Annotated in this window: 16 protein-coding genes and 1 riboswitch; of the genes, 11 read left to right on the top strand and 5 right to left on the bottom strand. The window is 70.8% G+C overall.

Features of this window, described 5'->3' with window-relative positions:
* Nucleotides 1-226: 226 nt before the first annotated feature.
* Nucleotides 227-871 carry an HNH endonuclease signature motif containing protein gene (locus AMK11_RS05440; RefSeq protein WP_073723576.1) on the bottom strand — a complete coding sequence of 215 codons (645 nt, stop codon included), beginning with the start codon at nucleotides 869-871 and terminating at the stop codon, nucleotides 227-229.
* A gap of 133 nt (nucleotides 872-1,004) precedes the next feature.
* Nucleotides 1,005-1,472 carry a thioredoxin-dependent thiol peroxidase gene (gene bcp, locus AMK11_RS05435; protein WP_073723574.1) on the bottom strand — a complete coding sequence of 156 codons (468 nt, stop codon included), beginning with the start codon at nucleotides 1,470-1,472 and terminating at the stop codon, nucleotides 1,005-1,007.
* A gap of 178 nt (nucleotides 1,473-1,650) precedes the next feature.
* On the opposite strand from bcp, the gene AMK11_RS05430 reads away from it, so the two are divergent.
* From AMK11_RS05430 to AMK11_RS05420, 3 genes are all read left to right on the top strand, one after another.
* On the top strand, nucleotides 1,651-1,983 hold the full coding sequence (locus tag AMK11_RS05430) for a DUF3618 domain-containing protein (protein WP_073723572.1): 333 nt from the start codon (nucleotides 1,651-1,653) through the stop codon (nucleotides 1,981-1,983).
* Nucleotides 1,984-2,058: 75 nt separating this feature from the next.
* Nucleotides 2,059-2,361 (top strand): GroES family chaperonin, encoded by a 303-nt coding sequence (locus tag AMK11_RS05425; RefSeq protein ID WP_167307483.1) that lies wholly within the window; start codon nucleotides 2,059-2,061, stop codon nucleotides 2,359-2,361.
* 59 nt (nucleotides 2,362-2,420) lie between these two features.
* Nucleotides 2,421-2,488, top strand: a riboswitch (guanidine-III (ykkC-III) riboswitch).
* A 30-nt stretch (nucleotides 2,489-2,518) separates the two neighbouring features.
* Complete coding sequence (locus AMK11_RS05420) at nucleotides 2,519-2,839, top strand: DMT family transporter (RefSeq protein WP_073723570.1); 321 nt, start codon at nucleotides 2,519-2,521, stop codon at nucleotides 2,837-2,839.
* On the opposite strand, the gene AMK11_RS05415 is transcribed toward AMK11_RS05420, so the two are convergent.
* The gene (locus tag AMK11_RS05415; protein WP_198941308.1) at nucleotides 2,833-5,265 is read right to left on the bottom strand and encodes a transglycosylase domain-containing protein; all 2,433 of its coding nucleotides are present in this window, start codon (nucleotides 5,263-5,265) and stop codon (nucleotides 2,833-2,835) included. The two genes, AMK11_RS05420 and AMK11_RS05415, sit on opposite strands and share 7 nt — an antisense overlap.
* A gap of 262 nt (nucleotides 5,266-5,527) precedes the next feature.
* On the opposite strand from AMK11_RS05415, the gene AMK11_RS05410 reads away from it, so the two are divergent.
* Genes AMK11_RS05410 through AMK11_RS05395 form a run of 4 tightly spaced genes read left to right on the top strand, consistent with a single transcriptional unit; the run spans nucleotide 5,528 to nucleotide 9,067 of the window.
* The gene (locus tag AMK11_RS05410; protein ID WP_107429643.1) at nucleotides 5,528-6,334 is read left to right on the top strand and encodes an ABC transporter permease; all 807 of its coding nucleotides are present in this window, start codon (nucleotides 5,528-5,530) and stop codon (nucleotides 6,332-6,334) included.
* Nucleotides 6,327-7,187, top strand: coding sequence for an ABC transporter permease (locus tag AMK11_RS05405; RefSeq protein WP_079187222.1), 861 nt, complete (start codon nucleotides 6,327-6,329; stop codon nucleotides 7,185-7,187). Before AMK11_RS05410 ends, AMK11_RS05405 begins: the two co-directional genes overlap by 8 nt.
* Nucleotides 7,188-7,192: 5 nt before the next feature.
* The gene (locus AMK11_RS05400) at nucleotides 7,193-8,197 is read left to right on the top strand and encodes an ABC transporter ATP-binding protein (protein WP_383581770.1); all 1,005 of its coding nucleotides are present in this window, start codon (nucleotides 7,193-7,195) and stop codon (nucleotides 8,195-8,197) included.
* Nucleotides 8,198-8,230: 33 nt separating this feature from the next.
* The gene (locus tag AMK11_RS05395) at nucleotides 8,231-9,067 is read left to right on the top strand and encodes a DUF1707 SHOCT-like domain-containing protein (protein ID WP_073723568.1); all 837 of its coding nucleotides are present in this window, start codon (nucleotides 8,231-8,233) and stop codon (nucleotides 9,065-9,067) included.
* Between the two features lie 437 nt (nucleotides 9,068-9,504).
* On the opposite strand, the gene AMK11_RS05390 is transcribed toward AMK11_RS05395, so the two are convergent.
* The gene (locus AMK11_RS05390) at nucleotides 9,505-10,869 is read right to left on the bottom strand and encodes an SGNH/GDSL hydrolase family protein (RefSeq protein ID WP_073723566.1); all 1,365 of its coding nucleotides are present in this window, start codon (nucleotides 10,867-10,869) and stop codon (nucleotides 9,505-9,507) included.
* A gap of 196 nt (nucleotides 10,870-11,065) precedes the next feature.
* Between AMK11_RS05390 and AMK11_RS05385 the strand changes: the two genes are divergently transcribed.
* The 3 genes from AMK11_RS05385 to AMK11_RS05375 all read left to right on the top strand — a co-directional run bounded on the left by AMK11_RS05385 (nucleotide 11,066) and on the right by AMK11_RS05375 (nucleotide 14,403).
* Nucleotides 11,066-12,418, top strand: coding sequence for a DUF445 domain-containing protein (locus AMK11_RS05385; protein WP_198941293.1), 1,353 nt, complete (start codon nucleotides 11,066-11,068; stop codon nucleotides 12,416-12,418).
* A gap of 96 nt (nucleotides 12,419-12,514) precedes the next feature.
* Nucleotides 12,515-14,044 carry an MFS transporter gene (locus AMK11_RS05380; RefSeq protein ID WP_073723562.1) on the top strand — a complete coding sequence of 510 codons (1,530 nt, stop codon included), beginning with the start codon at nucleotides 12,515-12,517 and terminating at the stop codon, nucleotides 14,042-14,044.
* A complete protein-coding gene (locus AMK11_RS05375) occupies nucleotides 14,041-14,403 on the top strand; it encodes a VOC family protein (RefSeq protein WP_073723560.1) in 363 nt (120 codons plus the stop codon). The genes AMK11_RS05380 and AMK11_RS05375 overlap by 4 nt, the downstream gene beginning before the upstream one ends.
* Nucleotides 14,404-14,443: 40 nt before the next feature.
* Here the strand turns inward: AMK11_RS05375 and AMK11_RS05370 are convergent, their stop codons facing one another.
* Nucleotides 14,444-14,746: a hypothetical protein gene (locus AMK11_RS05370; protein ID WP_073723558.1), complete on the bottom strand. Its 303-nt coding sequence runs from the start codon at nucleotides 14,744-14,746 to the stop codon at nucleotides 14,444-14,446.
* Between the two features lie 282 nt (nucleotides 14,747-15,028).
* Between AMK11_RS05370 and AMK11_RS05365 the strand changes: the two genes are divergently transcribed.
* Nucleotides 15,029-15,919: an alpha/beta fold hydrolase gene (locus AMK11_RS05365; RefSeq protein WP_073723556.1), complete on the top strand. Its 891-nt coding sequence runs from the start codon at nucleotides 15,029-15,031 to the stop codon at nucleotides 15,917-15,919.
* Nucleotides 15,920-16,019: the final 100 nt, after the last annotated feature.

The following is a 16,019-nucleotide window of genomic DNA, read 5'->3' as shown; positions in this document are numbered from 1 at the left end:
ACGGAGTCGGAGACTGCGGCACGCAGTTCCTCAACGGAAGGCCGGATTCGGCTACCGGCCGGGGCGAGATGCGAGATGTCGATTGCGTAGTGGGCGAACCTCTTCGCGAGGTACCTCCGCAGATTGCCGGACGGCTGGGCGCCGAAGAAGTCGATCACTTCGTCGAGATCGGAGCACTGCTGGGCTGCCTCTGCGAGTCGATCACGCGTGTAACGCACGCCACTGCTCATCGGCTTGCACGCCCCTTGCCACGTCCTCGGTAAGTGTCCGTGATCGAGTGACAGTTAGGGCACAGTAGCCGCAGGTTCTCGACGCGGTTGTTGCGCCAGTCGCCGTCGACATGGTCGACCTCCAAGGGGATCGGGCGTCCGTGCCAGATGCCGTTGTTACCGCAAAGTACGCACCGCTCGGGTGCGCCCACGGCCGTCATCGCCCACTTGAGTCGATCGCTGGGGATACGCCTCGCTTCCGCGGGCGACTGCTCGACGAGCAACCTTTCAGGTGTCCGGGGGCGCCAGGGCTTCCCCTTCCGGGTCGGCATCTGGAAGTGCGAGATGCCGATGCCGTACGACTTGATGCGTCGGCTGATGTGCGTGTGGTGTCCGCCGACCACTTCCAGTCCGAGATGCCGGAGTACCTCGCACATGTTCGTCGAAGCTGTGACCGCTTCCTGGAGAACCTCCCGGGTCCACTTCACCCCCTCACGCTGGAAGTGGGAGGTGTCCACCCCCAGCCTCTTCATCCGCGCCATGACATAGCGCCGCGTAGAACTCCTCGGATCCACCCCCAACCACACCAACGCCTCCGACAACGTCCGAGCCCCCCGAGCCGCCTCCTCCAGCCGCTCCCGGCTGTACACACTCGCCCCCACCGATTCCCCTCCGTTTCCCGGCCACGCGTTCGCAGCCTCGTACGGAGTAACGAACCGTTTATCGGACAGTCACGCACGGCATGCGGAAGGGCCCGTACCGGAAGGCTTCGGTACGGGCCCTGCGGAGAAGAACTCAGATCCCGAGATCCTTGATGATCTTGGCCACGTGACCCGTCGCGCGGACGTTGTACAGGGCCCGTTCGACCTTGCCCTCCTCGTCCACCACGATCGTGGAGCGGATGACGCCCATGTAGGTCTTGCCGTAGTTCTTCTTCTCGCCGAAGGCGCCGTACTCGTCCAGGACCTTCTTGTCCGGGTCGGCGAGGAGGGTGACCTTCAGGGACTCCGTGTCGCGGAACTTGGCCAGCTTCTCCGGCTTGTCGGGGGAGATGCCGATGACGTCGTACCCGGCGCCGGCCAGCAGCTCCAGGTTGTCCGTGAAGTCGCACGCCTGCTTCGTGCAGCCGGGGGTAAGCGCGGCAGGGTAGAAGTAGACGATGACCTTGCGGCCCTTGTGGTCGGACAGGGACACCTCGTTGCCGTCGGCGTCCGGGAGGGTGAAGGCGGGGGCCGGGTCCCCGGGCTGGAGTCGCTCGCTCATCGATCCAGCGTAGGGCCTGTCCGGCAGATCAGGTCGCAGGGTATTGGCAGCACCGTACAGACCCCGCGTCTGCGGCATGATCTGCCGGACAGGCCCGAACCGGGGGTCCTGACAGTGCGGCGGGGCCTGGAGCTGACAGACTGTCCGGGACAGTGTCAGAGGACTTCGGAGGCGTACGGTGGCGGACACGTCGGACATCAGAACCCCGGCGCAGATCGAGGCGGACATCAAGCGCCGTCGCGAGGTGCTGGCCGAGACGCTCGACGAGATCGGGATGCGCGTGCATCCCAAGACGATCGTGGACGATGCGAAGGCCAAGGTCGCTTCCAGCGTCGATCACACCCTCGGGCGTGCGTACGTCGGGGTGAACCGTGTGGTCAGCGATGTGAAGTCGCAGTTCGTGGACGAGGAGGGCGCGCCGCGGATGGAGCGGGTGGTGCCCGTCGCGCTCGTCGTGGTCGGGGTGGTGGGGCTGCTCGCTCTGGGCGGTACCCGGCGGCGTAAGCGCTGAGCGGGGACAGGTAGGTTTCTGGGCGTGAGCGCCAAGAGAAACGAGCACCCGCAGGACGACAAGCTGCCGATCCGGATGCTGCACGACCGTGTACTCGTGCGGCAGGACACCGGTGAGGGCGAGCGGCGTTCCGGGGGCGGCATCCTGATCCCCGCCACGGCCGCCGTCGGCAAGCGGCTGGCCTGGGCCGAGGTCGTCGCGGTGGGGCAGAACGTGCGGACCGTGGAGCCGGGCGACCGGGTGCTGTACGACCCGGAGGACCGGGCGGAGGTCGAGGTGCGGGGTGTGGGCTACGTGCTGATGCGCGAGCGCGATCTGCACGCCGTGGCCGCGGACCGGTTCGAGGGGTCGGAGGATTCCACCGGGCTGTATCTCTGAATCAGAGCCGTAACGGGCTTCAGGGGCTGGTGATCGAGGTCACCGGCCCCTTTCCGCTGTTTTTGCTACCTTGGGAAGCATCCCGACGAGACGCGCCGTACCGGGTTGAAGGAAAAGACGACGCACCCCGTTCAGTTCGTTCACGGAGGTGCCTGTCATGGCGTGGGTTCTGCTGCTCGTCGCCGGTCTGCTCGAGGTCGGCTGGTCGATCGGGATGAAGTACACCGACGGTTTCACGCGGCTGTGGCCGAGTGTGTTCACCGGTGCCGGGATCGTCGCGAGCATGGTGCTGCTGTCGTACGCGGCGCGGACGTTGCCCATCGGTACCGCCTACGGCGTGTGGGTGGGCATCGGTGCGGCCGGTGCGGCGGTGCTCGGCATGGTGGTGCTGGGTGAGCCGGCGACCGCCGCCCGGATCTTCTTCATCTGTCTGCTGCTGGTGGCCGTGGTGGGTCTGAAGGCGACCTCCGGTCACTGACTCTCGCGCCCGGGGCGGGTGGGGAGTCCGGTGATCGTTCCGGTGCCGGAGTCCCCGCCGCCGCCCGCGCCGGTCGTTTCCCCGCCGTCGCCGCCCTCGGTGGTGCCGCCGCCCGAGGAGTCGTCCTCGCCGCCGCCGGCGCCGCCCGTGGGGCCGGGCTCGGTGCTGGGGCCGCCCGTGGCGGGGCCGCCGGTGGAGGTGTCGCCCTCGCCGCCGGTGTCGCCGGGCGGGGTGCTGGCCGACCCGCCCGGGGTCTCGGTGCCGGTGTCCTCGTCGCCGCTCGACTCGTCGTCCGGGGCGCCGGTGCCGCTCTCCTCGCCGCTGCCCGGTTCGTCGGAGGAGTCGGCGGTGGGGGCGGCGGTGACGTCGGCGCCGGTCTGGAGCCGGAGGTCGAAGTCGGAGACCGGTTCGCCCTCCAGGGCCTCGCGGGTGTACTGGCCCCAGATCTCGGCGGGTGCGCCGCCGCCGTTGATGCGGGGCAGGCCCATCGCGCCGTAGAGGGACTTGTGGGCGGCGGTCTCGGGGTCCTGGCCCATCACCGCGACGACGGTGGCGAGTTCGGGGGTGTAGCCGGCGAACCAGGCGGCCGTGTCCTCCTCGGCGGTGCCGGTCTTGCCTGCGGCGGGGCGGCCCGCGGCCTGGGCGGCGGTGGCGGTGCCGTTCTGGACGACGCTGCGCAGGACGGAGGTGGTGGTGTCGGCGGCCTCGCGGCTGACGGCCTGGTGTTCGCGCCGTTCGGGCAGGTCGACCTCGTGCTTGCCGTCCTTCATGACCTTCTCGACCAGCGTGTACGTGCCGTGCCTGCCGTGGTTGGCGAGGGTGGCGTACGCCTCGGCCATGTCGAGGGGGCTGGCGGTGGCCACGCCGAGGGCGATGGAGGGGGAGGGGGTGAGCTCGGGGGTGTTCTTGGAGAGGCCGAGGTCGATCGCGGTCTGCATGACTTTGTCGGAGCCGACGTCGACGGCCATCTGGGCGTACACGGCGTTCACGGACTTGTCGGTGGCCTCGCGGACGGTGACGTCGCCGTAGTCCCGGTGGTCCTCGTTCTCGGGGGCGTAGCGGCCGCCGCTCCAGCCCTGGACGGGGCGTTCGCTGGTGCCGTCGTAGATCGTGTTCGGGTTGATGGTGCGGCCGTCCTGCGTCTCGGAGTGGTTCTCGACGGCGGAGGTGAACACGAACGGCTTGAAGGTGGAGCCGACCTGGAAGTCGCGGCGGGTGGCGTTGGGCGTGTACTGCTTGACGTAGTCGATGCCGTTGTACATCGCGACGACCTTGCCGGTACTGGGGTCGACCGAGGCGCCGCCGGCGCGGACGTAGGTGTCGACCTTGCGTTCCTTCTTGTCCAGCTGGGACATGAGCTTGTCGTCGACGGCCTTCACGAAGGCGTTCTGCTTGTCCTTCTGGAGGGTGGTGGTGATGCGGTAGCCGCCGCGGTCGAGTTCCTCCTCGTCGACGATCTCGTTGCTGATCAGGTAGTCCTTGACGATGTTGACGATGTAGCCGCGCTGTCCGGACATGCCGGTGGAGATCGTGGACTCCTTGGGCACGGGAAACTTCTGGGCGGCGCGTTCGGCCGGGGTGAGCCAGTCCTTCTTGACCATGCCGTCGAGGACGTAGTTCCAGCGGGCCTCGGCGGCGGGCCGGTTCTCGGGGTGGGCGACGACGTCGTACTGGCTGGGTGCGTTGAGGAGGGAGGCGAGGTAGGCGCCCTGGCCGGCGGTGAGGTCCTTGGCGTCGACGCCGTAGTAGGCCTGGGCGGCGGCCTGGATGCCGTAGGCGCCGCGGCCGAAGAAGCTGGTGTTGAGGTAGCCCTCGAGGATCTCGTCCTTGCTCTTCTCGCGATCGAGCTTGATCGAGATGAAGAACTCCTTCACCTTGCGGGTGATGGTCTGTTCCTGGGCCAGGTAGTAGTTCTTGACGTACTGCTGGGTGATGGTGGAGCCGGACTGCTTGCCCTTGCCGGTGGCGGTGTTCCAGCCGGCGCGGACCATGGCTCCGGGGTCGATGGCGGACTCGGTGTAGAAGTCGCGGTCCTCGGCGGCCAGGACGGCGTGCTGGGCGTCCTTGGAGATGCGGGCGAGACCGACGCTCTCCCGGTTGACCTCGCCGTCACGGGCGATGACGCTGCCGTCGGCGTACAGGTAGACGTTGGCCTGTTTGGTGGCGAGGGCGTTGGCGGCCGGGATGTGGACCAGGGAGTAGCCGAGGAAGAAGCCGCCGATCAGAAGCAGGACGCCGACGACGAAGGTGCCGACGACCATGCGCCAGGTCGGGATCAGCCGGCGCCATCCGGTTCGCTTGGGCCGCTTGGGCTTCTTCGACTTGCCCGCGCCCTCGGGTCCGGCGGTCTGTGGGTCGCCGGCCGCCAGTGACTCTCTGGACGCCCAGCCCGGGGTCTTCGGCTGCGGCTGCGGCTCGTCGCTCATCTCGTGCACGGACTCCTGTTTCACGTCGTACGGTTTTCGCATCGTACGTTTTTCGCGTTTTTCGCGCGGTAATGGTCTTCGCGTCGTACTGACTGGTCTCGTACGGCCTGTACGCCTCTGCGCCGTCTGATGTCCTCAGAAGAAGACTCTCGCACCGCCCGTTCCGTTCCCACTCGACGGCACACCCGTGAAATTCCGTGGCACCGGCTCGCGCCGTCGCACTAGGCTCCTGCGCTTTGGTGCCGGTCGGAGGGGGAGGGCTGTGGGTCTGGGCTCGGGGCGGCTGTACGCGGCCGTCGCGGCGGGCGGATTCCGACGTTACGCGACGTATCGGGCGGCCACCGCCGCCGGGGTGTTCACCAACACGGTCTTCGGGCTGATCCTCGTGTACACCTATCTGGCTCTGTGGGACGAGAAGCCGCAGCTCGGGGGGTACGACCAGGCGCAGGCCGTGACGTTCGTGTGGCTGGGGCAGGCGTTGCTGGCGGCGCTGGCGATCGGCGGCGGCGGGTTCGAGGACGAGTTGATGGAGCGCATCCGAACGGGTGACATCGCGGTGGACCTGTACCGGCCGGCGGATCTGCAGCTGTGGTGGCTGGCGGCGGACGCGGGGCGGGCGGTGTTCCAGTTGCTGGGGCGCGGGGTGCTGCCGTTCGCGTTCGGTTCGCTGTTCTTCCCGGTGGCGCTGCCGCGGGAGGTGTCCACGTGGGCGGCCTTCCTGGTGGCGGTGGGGCTGGGGGCGCTGGTGAGCTTCGCGCTGCGCTATCTGGTGGCGTTGTCGGCGTTCTGGCTGATGGACGGCACGGGTGTGCTGCACATGGCGTGGATCGCGGGGCTGTTCTGCTCGGGGATGCTGCTGCCGCTCAACGTGTTCCCCGGTGCGCTGGGCGAAGTCGTACGGGCGTTGCCGTGGTCGTCGCTGTTGCAGGCGCCGGCGGACGTGCTGCTGGGGGAGGCGGCGCCGCTGGGGACGTTCGTGTTCCAGGCGGCGTGGGCGGTGGCGCTGCTGGCGGTGGGGCGGCTGGTGCAGTCGGCGGCGACGCGGCGGGTGGTGGTGCAGGGTGGCTGAGACGGCGGAGGCGCGGGGCACGGCCGCGAGGGGCGAGCCGCGCGGGCGGGTCGTGGAGGGGCTGCGGGCGTACCGGCTGATCGCGGCGATGTGGATCCGGTCGACGATGGCGTACCGGACGTCGTTCGCGCTGACGACGTTCGGGAACTTCGCGATGACCGCCCTGGACTTCGTGGCGATCCTGCTGATGTTCTCCCGCGTGGACGCGCTGGGCGGCTGGTCGCTGGGCGAGGTGGCGTTGCTGTACGGGCTGTCGGGGGTCTCGTTCGGGCTGGCCGACCTGGCGATCGGGTCGATGGATCGGCTGGGGCGCCGGGTGCGGGACGGGACGCTGGACACGCTGCTGGTGCGTCCGGCGCCGGTGCTGGCGCAGGTGGCGGCGGACCGGTTCGCGCTGCGGCGGCTGGGGCGGGTGACGCAGGGACTGCTGGTGCTGGGCTACGCGCTGGTGGTCGTGGACATCGACTGGACGCCGGCGAAGCTGCTGCTGATGCCGGTGATGCTGCTGGGCGGGGCGGGGATCTTCGCGGCGGTGTTCGTGGCGGCGGGGGCGTTCCAGTTCGTGGCGCAGGACGCCTCCGAGGTGGCGAACGCCTTCACGTACGGCGGTACGACGATGCTGCAGTACCCGCCGACGGTGTTCGCGCTGGACCTGGTGCGGGGGGTGACCTTCGTGGTGCCGCTGGCCTTCGTCAACTGGCTGCCGGCGTGCTTCGTGCTGGACCGGCCGTACCCGCTGGACCTGCCCGGCTGGGTGGCGTTCACGGCGCCGCTGGTGGCCGTGGGCTGCGGGGCGCTGGCGGGGCTGGCGTGGCGGGCGGGGCTTCGTTCTTACCGGAGTACAGGGAGCTGAGGGAGTTGGGGACGGTGGCCGGGGCGGATTCCGCGGGGTCGGGCGCGGGGGCCTTCATCGAGCTCGACGGCGTCGAGAAGGTCTTCGACGTGCGCAAGAAGACGGGTTTCCTGAAGCGGGAGCGGCGTCAGGTACGGGCGGTGGACGGGCTGTCGTTCACCGTGGCGCGCGGGGAGGTGGTCGGCTACATCGGGCCGAACGGTGCCGGGAAGTCGACGACGATCAAGATGCTGACCGGCATCCTGACGCCGAGCGGCGGCCGGCTGCGGGTCGCGGGCATCGACCCGTCGCGGGAGCGGACCCGGCTGGCGCACCGCATAGGGGTGGTCTTCGGGCAGCGTACGACGCTGTGGTGGGACCTGCCGCTGATCGACTCCTACCGGCTGATGCACCGCATGTACCGCATCCCGGACGCCCGTTACCGGGAGAACCTGGACCGCTGTGTGGACCTCCTCCAGCTGGGCGAGCTGCTGGACGTGCCGGTGCGGCAGCTGTCGCTGGGCCAGCGGATGCGCGGCGACATCGCGGCGGCGCTGCTGCACGACCCGGAGGTGCTGTACCTGGACGAGCCGACGATCGGCCTGGACGTGGTGTCGAAGTCCAAGGTGCGGGGCTTTCTGCGGGACTTGAACGCGGAGCGCGGCACGACGGTGCTGCTGACCACGCACGACCTCCAGGACATCGAGCAGTTGTGCTCGCGGGTGATGGTCATCGACCACGGCCGGCTGATGTACGACGGCCCCCTGGGCGGCCTGCACGAGGCGGGGGAGAGCGAACGCACCCTGGTGGTGGACCTGGAGCGGGAGCTGCCGCCGATCGAGGCGCCGGCGCCCGCGCGGGTGGTGCGGGTGGAGGGGCCGCGGCAGTGGCTGGCGTTCCCGGCGTCGGAGTCGGCGGCGGGGCTGGTCGCGGCGGTCGCGGCGCGGTATCCGCTGGTGGACCTGTCGGTGCGGGAGCCGGACATCGAGTCGGTGATCGCGAAGATGTACGCGGAACGCTCGAGCGCGTAGTTTCCGGCGCGGCGACCTCGTAGGCTGCTGTACATGACCGACGACGCCCCGGAGCTGCGCGCATCCGACGCCGACCGTGAACGAGTCGCCGAGGTCCTGCGGGACGCCCTCGCGGAGGGACGCCTCGACATGACCGAGTTCGAGGAGCGGCTGGACGCGACGTACAGCGCGCGGACCTACGGGGAACTGGCGCCGATCACCCGTGACCTGCCGGTCGGTACGGCGGTCGCGGCGCCCAAGGTGTCGATGACGAAGGATCCGGCGGCGGCCGGGGACTGGGCGGGCCGGATCACCGGCGGCGAGGGTTCGTCGTCGTGGGCGGTGGCCGTGCTGGGCGGGTTCCAGCGCAAGGGCCGCTGGACCGTGCCGCGCCGCTTCAACTCCTTCGCGTTCTGGGGCGGCGGGGAGATCGACCTGCGCGAGGCGCTCTTCGCGGACGGCGAGGTCGTGATCAACTGCGTGGCGGTCATGGGAGGGATCGACGTGATCGTGCCGCCGGGCGTCGAGGTGATCGTGCGGGGCGTCGGCGTCATGGGCGACTTCGACCACCGGGAGTCCGGTGTGCCGGGCGACCCGGGCGCCCCGCGGGTGATCGTGACCGGGTTCGCGTTCTGGGGCGGCGTCGGTGTCCGGCGCAAGCTGACCCGGGCGGAGAAGCTGCGGATCAGGGAGGAGCGCCGGCAGGAGAAGCTGGAGCGCCGGGCCGCCCGCCAGGAACTGCGCGCCTCCTCCCGCGACGACGCGGCCGAGGACCACCTCCGGATGCTGGACAGCCACCGGGACATGCTCCGCGAACACCGCGACGAACGCCGCGAGCAGCGTGAACTGCGCCGCGAGGAACGGGACCGGCGCAGGCGGGGCGAGGACTGAGCGGGGCGCGCGCCGCTGGGCGCGGGGACGGGGGCGTGGGCTGCCGCGAGCACTGAGCGGGGCGTTGCCCATCGGGCCGGCGCGGAGCGGGGTCCGGTGGGTTGCGGGCGGCGGCGTCGGCGGGCAGGAGGCTGTGCGCGCTGGGTGCCGGTCCGGCGGTCGTTGGTGTCGTCGGGCAGGCGCTGCGCGCCGGGGGCAGGAGTCGGTGTGTGGGTGTGTGGACGGGCCGGGGCGGGGCGGGGTCGGACTTCACGGTCGAGTCTGTCGCCGGGTGCCAAGTCCGGCGGACCGGGTGGCGGGTGAGGCGTCACCCGCGACGCCGGCGTGTTGGGTGACCGAACCCGCAGGCCGGGGGCCGGGACGGGGCCTACGAGGACCTGCCGTGTGCCGCGCGTGCGGAACCCGTCGCGGACGCGCCGCGTCCACCCCGGTGCCGGTCACAGCTGGACCGGTGCCGCGCCCTTCAGGTCGTCCAGGTCGAGGACCCGGCCCATGCGCTCGTACCCCTTGTCGCTGGGGTGCAGGTGGTCGCCGCTGTCGTAGTCGGAGCGCAGCCGGCGCGGGTCGTAGGGGTCGCGCAGCGCCTTGTCGAAGTCGACGACCGCGTCGAACACGTGGCCGGAGCGGATCTCCTCGTTGATCTGCTGCCGCATGTTCTCGCGGGCCTTCGTGTACCCGCCGTGCCCGCCGAACGGCATGATCGTCGAGCCGATGACCTTCAGTCCCCGGCCGTGCGCCTGGTCGACCATGGTGCGCAGGCCGTCGAGGATGCCCTCGCGGTCGGCGAGTTCGGGGCTGTGCAGGATGTCGTTGACGCCGAGCACGATGACGACGGCCTTGACGTTGGTGCGGTCCAGGACGTCCCGTTCGAACCGGCTGAGGGCGCTGGGGTTGTCGGCGGGCCGGCCCGCCCGGCTGGTGAGGATGCGGTTGCCGCTGATGCCCTGGTTGACGACGCTGTAGCGGGGCGTGTCCCGCCCGTCCCCGGCCGCCTCGTGGAGCCGCTCGGCGAGGGTGTCGGTCCAGCGGTTGTTGGCGTTCGTGTCCGAGCCGAAGCCGTCGGTGATCGAGTCGCCGAGGGCGACGACCGTGCCGTCGGCCTCGTGGCTGAGCACGTCCAGGGCGGTCAGGTACCGCCAGACCCGGGTCTCGGTCGTGTACGCGACGGCGGTGACGTCGGCGGTGTGCTCCCCGTCGGCGAGGTAGCTGATCTGCTGGGCGTGCGGGTGGTAGGTGACCGGTCCGGAGGGGACGGGGGAGTACGTGGTGACCAGGACGTCCGCGCCGTAGGGGACGGCGAGACGGGCGATGTCGCTCATCACCCGCCCGCCGGCCGGGATGACGACCTGGGGGCTGCCGCCGAAGGTGAGCCGGCGCATGGTGTCGGCGAGCGCGGCGGCGCTGTCGGGGCCGGCCGACAGGGCGATGGTCGCGTGCGTGATGGTCAGCGGGGACTGCCCGTAGAGGTTGGACAGGGTGATCCGCGCGCTCGTTCCGCTGACGCCGGCGTGCACGACGTTGCGTACCGAGCGGCCGGCCGTGCCGGTGGTCTCGGTGCGCGGTTCGGCTGCGGCCGGGGAGGCGGACCAGGCGCCGACCCAGGTGCCGGTGGAGGCGGGAGCGGCGTCGCCGCGCGGGGCGGGGCCGCCGGCGAGGGGCGTGCGGTCCCGGGCGCCGCCGTCGGCCGACACCGAGGCGTATATGGCCGCGGAGATCGCCACTACCAGAGTGACGATCGCGGCGAGCAGGGCACGGTACTTGGTGGGAGGCGCCCCCGTGCCTCCGTCACGACCCCGGGTCATGCTGTGTTGTTCTCCTCGGGCGAGGGGAGCCCGAGGCTCCGGTCCGATGTATCCATGATGCGGCACGGGTCGGGGAAACGCCGTACGACCCCCGCGCGTTCCCCTTCCGGACAGACGCCGGGAACTTGTGTTCCGTTCCAGGAGTCGGTCAGGAAGGGACAATGTGTGCGGGGCGGATCGGCGAACGGTGGAGTGGATGGAACGCACGAAAGCGGAGCTTCCGGATGGATCCGGCGACACCGGAAGCGGTACCGGCGGCGGGAGCGGTGCCGTCCGCGACCGCGCGATGACGTCCTTCAGCGCGGCGGACGAGGAGAAGCGGCGCGGCGTGCGCCGCATGAAGCTCACCGCCACCGGCCTGCTGCTCTTCGTCGCCCTGGTCTACGTCCTCGCCGAGTGGGCCTCCCACCGGGGCGCGGGCGCCTGGGCGGGGTACGTCTCGGCCGCCGCCGAGGCCGGCATGGTCGGCGCGCTCGCCGACTGGTTCGCGGTCACCGCGCTCTTCCGCCACCCGCTCGGCATCCCCATCCCGCACACCGCGATCATCCCCAAGAAGAAGGACCAGCTCGGCGTCTCGCTGGGCGAGTTCGTCGGCGAGAACTTCCTCTCCGAGGACGTCGTACGGCAGCGGCTGCGCGCCGTCGGCATCGGAAGCCGGCTCGGCGCCTGGCTCGCCGTGCCCGAACACGCCGACCGGGTGACGGCCGAGCTGGCCGCCGCCCTGCGCGGCGCGCTGACCGTGCTGCGCGACTCCGACGTGCAGGCGGTGGTCGGCGAGGCGATCACCCGCCGGGCCGACGCCCAGGAGATCGCCCCCGGCATCGGCAAGATGCTGGACCGGATCGTCGCCGACAGCGGCCACAAGCGCGCCGTCGACCTGATCGTCTCCCGCGCCCACGACTGGCTGATCCTGCACGGCGACTCCGTGATGGACGCCGTGCAGGGCGGGGCACCCGGATGGACGCCCCGGTTCGTGGACAAGCGGGTCGGCGAGCGCGTCTACAAGGAGCTGCTGCGCTTCGTCACCGAGATGCGCGACATGCCCGCCCACCCGGCGCGCGGCGCCCTCGACCGCTTCCTCACCGACTTCGCCTCCGACCTCCAGTCCGACACGGAGACCCGTGCGCGCGTGGAGCGGCTGAAGTCCGAGGTGCTGGGGCGCGGCGAGGTCCAGGACCTGATCGCGTCCGCCTGGACGGCCGTACGGGCCATGATCGTCTCGGCGGCGGAGGACGAGCGCAGCGAACTGCGCATGCGGGTGAGGGCCTCGCTGCTGTCGCTGGGCGCCCGGATGGCCTCCGACGCCAAGGTGCAGGGCAAGGTCGACGCGTGGGTGGAGGGTGCCGCGGTGTACGTGGTCACCACCTACCGCAAGGAGATCACCTCCCTGATCACCGACACGGTGGCGAGCTGGGACGCCGAGCACACCACGAAGAAGATCGAGGCGAACATCGGCCGCGACCTCCAGTTCATCCGCATCAACGGCACGGTGGTCGGCTCGCTGGCCGGGCTGCTGATCTACGCGGTCTCCCGCATCCTGGGGGCGTAGGGCCGCCACGCGCGGCCCTCGGGCCTCCCGGCGCGGCGGGCGTGTTCCTCCCGGTGCAGGGCACACGGGAGGCGTTCGCCCGACGGAGAGGGAGCCATGACAGCGGATTCGTCGTCAGATGCGTCGTCGTCCTCGGGGCCCGTCTCCACCGGCACCGTCACCACGGCCGTCCCCGCCCGTCTGGACCGCCTGCCCTGGTCGCGATGGCACTGGATGATCGTGATCGGTCTGGGCACCGTCTGGATCCTGGACGGCCTGGAAGTCACGATCGTCGGCAATGTCGCCGGACGCATCGCTGAGGAAGGCAGCGGCCTGGACATCAGCGCCTCGCAGGTCACCGGCCTCGCCGCCGCCCTGTACGTGGCGGGTGCCTGCTCCGGGGCCCTGTTCTTCGGCTGGCTGACCGACCGTTACGGCCGCAAGAAGCTGTTCATCGCGACGCTGGCGGTCTACCTGGCGGCGACCGCGCTGACGGCGCTCTCTTTCGAGTCCTGGTGGTTCTTCCTCTTCCGCTTCCTCACCGGTTTCGGCATCGGCGGCGAGTACGCGGCCATCAACTCCGCGATCGACGAGCTGATCCCGTCCCAGTACCGCGGCCGGGTCGACCTCATCATCAACGGCAGCTACTGGCTCGGCGCGATCGGCGGCTCGCTGCTGTCCATCGTGATGCTGGACACCGACATCTTCCCCAAGGACCTCGGCTGGCGGCTCAGCTTCGCCATGGGCGTCGTCCTCGGCCTGGTCATCCTCCTGGTGCGGCGGCACGTGCCGGAGAGTCCACGCTGGCAGTTCATCCACGGCCACGGCGAGAAGGCCGACGCACTCGTCGACTCCGTCGAACGCGAGATCGAGGAGGAGAAGGGCGAGAAACTGCCGCCCCCGGCCGGTGAGATCACCATCCACCAGCGCAAGAGCATCGGCTTCGGCCTGATCGCCAAGACCGTCTTCCGCCGCTACCCGCGCCGCGCCGTCCTCGGCCTGTCCCTCTTCATCGGCCAGGCCTTCCTCTACAACGCCATCACCTTCGGCTTCGGCACCATCCTCATCACCTTCTTCGACGTGCCGACCGGCTCCACCGGCTACTACTTCGCCGTCATCGCCGCCGGAAACTTCCTGGGCCCGCTCCTGCTCGGCCCCCTCTTCGACACGGTCGGCCGCCGGATCATGATCTCGGGCACCTACCTGCTGTCGGGCATCCTGCTCTTCGGCACCGCGTGGCTCTTCGACCAGGGCTCGCTGACGGCCACGACGATGACGGCGTGCTGGTGCGTGGTGCTGTTCTTCGCCTCCGCGGGCGCCTCCAGCGCCTACCTGACGGTGTCCGAGGTCTTCCCCATGGAGACCCGCGCCATGGCCATCGCCTTCTTCTACGCCCTCGGCACCGCCGCCGGCGGCATCAGCGGCCCGCTGCTCTTCGCCAACCTCACCGAGTCCGGCGTCGTGGGCGACACCGTCCTGGCCTTCCAGATCGGCGCCGGGCTGATGTGCGCGGCCGGACTGGTGGCGGTGTTCCTGGCGGTGAAGGCGGAGCGCCGCTCCCTGGAGGACATCGCGGAACCGCTGTCGGCGGTACAGGCCGGTCCGGGGGACTACTCGGCCGGCTCGGCGGGGAGGAGCCGCCCATGACCATTCGCAGGATCGTGCCCGACATCCGGGTCGAGGACGGGGAACAGCTGCACACGAGCCGTGACTTCTACGGCCTGCTGGGCTTCGAAGAGGTCATGGACATGGGCTGGGTGACCACCCTGGCCTCCCCGTCCAACCCCACCGCCCAGATCAGCCTGTTCACCGAGGAACGCACCGCGCCCCTCGTCCCCGACCTCAGCGTGGAGGTCGAGGACGTGGACGCGGTGTACGCGCGGGTGACCGCGTCGGGCGCGGAGATCGTACGGGAGCTGAAGGACGAGGAGTGGGGCGTACGCCGCTTCTTCGTCCGGGACCCGACCGGCCGGGTGGTCAACGTACTGACCCACCACCGGACCTGACCCACCACCGGCACCGTAGTCCGATGCCACGGACGGGCGCTCAGGCCTTCCGGTCGGCGACCGCCCAGGAGGCCAGCGCCACGGCACCGGCCACACCGAGGACGGACGGCCAGGCGCCCACCTTCTTGGCCAGCGGGTGGGACCCGGCGAAACCGGCGACGTACGCCGCCGTCAGCGCACCCGCGGCCTTCCCGCCGGCCCGCGCCCGCCACTGCCGCGCGGCGGCGGCGCCCGCGACGGCCAGCACGACCCCGCCCAGCTCCCGCCTCTTCGTCCACCGGGCCACGCCGTACCCGCCGACCAGACCGCCCGCGGCGACCACCGCGCCGGGAACCTTCACCATCTCCGCACCGCCTCCTGCCCTGAGTAGCTGCTCCAGCCGAGGTTACGGGGTGTCGTTTGGATCTTGCCGGGGTCGCCTGCAAGGCACCGCTACTCGGAGCCGGCCTGATCCAAACGACACCCCCTAATCCCCGCCGGACGGCCGGCCCGCCCCGGGTCGTACCGACGGCGCACCCCTCGATCGGCCGAACCGCGTGCCCTGACCCCGGCACTCCGGGGTATGCGCACAGTTAGGGGAGGCGACGCACGGTGAGCGGCGAGCAGCGAAGGAGCCGGAAGCGCGATGAGTACGCAGAGCCCGGGCGCGGACCACCGGTCCCCGCCCCGCACCCGGTCCGTCACGGTGGACGGCGCCCGCGTGGCCTGCTGGGAGTCCGGACCCCCCGACGCCGAACCGGTCGTCCTCCTGCACGGCTACCCCGCCGACCACCGCTGCTGGCGCCACCAGGTCCCGCCCCTGTCGCGCCGCCACCGGGTCATCACCCCCGACCTCCTCGGCTGGGGCCGGTCCGAGCGCCCCCTGCACCTGCCCTTCGACTACGACACAGAGGTCGCCCGCCTCGGCCGGCTGCTGGACGCCCTGGAACTGGACTCGGTGAACCTGGCCGGCCACGACTACGGCGGCTTCCTCTCCCTGGGCTTCGCCCAGCGCCACCCCGGCCGCGTACGCCGGCTGGCCCTCCTCAACAGCCGCGCCCACGCCACGTTCACCCGCCGCTGGTACGCCGTCTTCACCCTGATCGGCGTACTCGCCCGGACGCCCGCCCTCCACCGGGCGGCGCTGCGCCTGCCGTACGCAGCCCTCCACCGCCGTACCCTCAGCCCGCTGGTCCGCGCGGGCCACCTCGCCCCGGACCTCCTGCGCGGCTACGTCGACTGGATGGACACACCGGAGGGCCGCCGCTGGCTGCTCCACTACTTCGCCGACTACCGCACCCCCGCCCGCCCCGGCCTGCGCCGGGACCTGGCCGCCGTCGGATGCCCGACGGCGGTCGTCTGGGGCCGCGACGACCAGTACCTCAGCCCGGCGATCGCGACGGAACTGGCCGGCACGATCCCCGGCGCCGACCTGACGATGCTGCCCGGCACCGGCCACTGGGTGATGGACGAACGCCCGGCCGACGTGACGACGGCCCTGCTCCGGTTGTTGTCCCGGCCGACCCGGAACACATGAGACGCAGGTCACATCCATGTGCTCCGTGGGCCTGTCACATCCCGCCGCCGCGGTCCGTCGTAGCTGTGTACGCCCACCGATGAACGACGACGGAGGAAGT

The organism is Streptomyces sp. CB02414 (assembly GCF_001905385.1).
Lineage (GTDB): Bacteria > Actinomycetota > Actinomycetes > Streptomycetales > Streptomycetaceae > Streptomyces.
This window is presented reverse-complemented; position numbering and strand designations above follow the sequence as displayed.